Annotated in this window: 1 protein-coding gene; it reads left to right on the top strand. The window is 67.7% G+C overall.

Annotation, left to right across the window (positions count from 1 at the left end):
- Nucleotides 1-1,108, top strand: a 1,108-nt coding sequence (locus Psi02_RS39745; protein WP_203981087.1) for a Gfo/Idh/MocA family protein, incomplete at both ends; no start/stop codon positions are given.

Here is a 1,108-nt window from a genome sequence, read left to right on the forward strand (position 1 = left end):
TACGCGTTCATGGGACGTGTGCACTCCCAGGCCTGGCGAAGTGTCGGCGCGTTCTTCGACCTGCCCGTGACACCGTCCATGACGGTGCTCGCGGGCAGGTCGAGGGACCTCACGGAAGCGGCGGCAGCCCAACTCGGCTGGGCCGCCGTGGAAACCGACTGGAAGAACCTCATCACCCGCGACGACGTGCAGATCGTCGACATCTGCACCCCCGGCGACTCCCACGCCGAGATCGCCATCGCCGCCCTGGCCGCCGGCAAACACGTCATCGTGGAAAAACCCCTGGCCAACACCGTCGCCGAAGCCGAAGCCATGGCAGCAGCGGCAGCAGACGCCGCCACCCGAGGCGTCCGCTCCATGGTCGCCTTCAACTACCGGCGCGTCCCCGCCGTCGCCCTGGCCCGCCAACTCGTCGCCCAGGGCCGGCTCGGCACCATCCGCCACGTCCGCGCCCAATACCTCCAAGACTGGATCACCGACCCCGACTTCCCCCTGGTCTGGCGACTCCAAAAAGACAAAGCCGGCTCCGGCGCCCTCGGCGACATCGGCGCCCACATCATCGACACCGCCCAATACATCACCGGCGACCTGCTCACCGGAGTCTCGGCCATCACCGAGACCTTCATCAAAAACCGCCCCCTCGCCGATACCTCCGCCGGCCTGGCCGCCAGCGGCGGCACCGAACAGGGTGAAGTCACCGTCGACGACACCGCCCTGTTCCTCGGCCGCTTCACCGGCGGAGCCGTGGCCTCCTTCGAAGCCACCCGCTTCGCCTCCGGCCGCAAAAACTCCCTGCGCATCGAAATCAACGGCTCACACGGATCACTGAGCTTCGACTTCGAAGCCATGAACGAACTGTGGTTCCACGACCACACCCTGCCCCCCGAGGAAGCCGGCTTCCGCCGCATCCTCGTCACCGAGTCCGGCCACCCCTACGCCGGAGCCTGGTGGCCCCCCGGCCACGGACTCGGCTACGAACACTCCTTCACCCACGAAGTGAAGGACTTCCTCGAAGCCATCACCACCGGCACCGACCCCGCACCCTCATTCGCCGACGGCCTACGCGTCCAGCAAGTCCTGGCCGCCGTCGAGAAAAGCGCGGCCGACG

This window comes from Planotetraspora silvatica (assembly GCF_016863315.1).
GTDB lineage: Bacteria > Actinomycetota > Actinomycetes > Streptosporangiales > Streptosporangiaceae > Planotetraspora > Planotetraspora silvatica.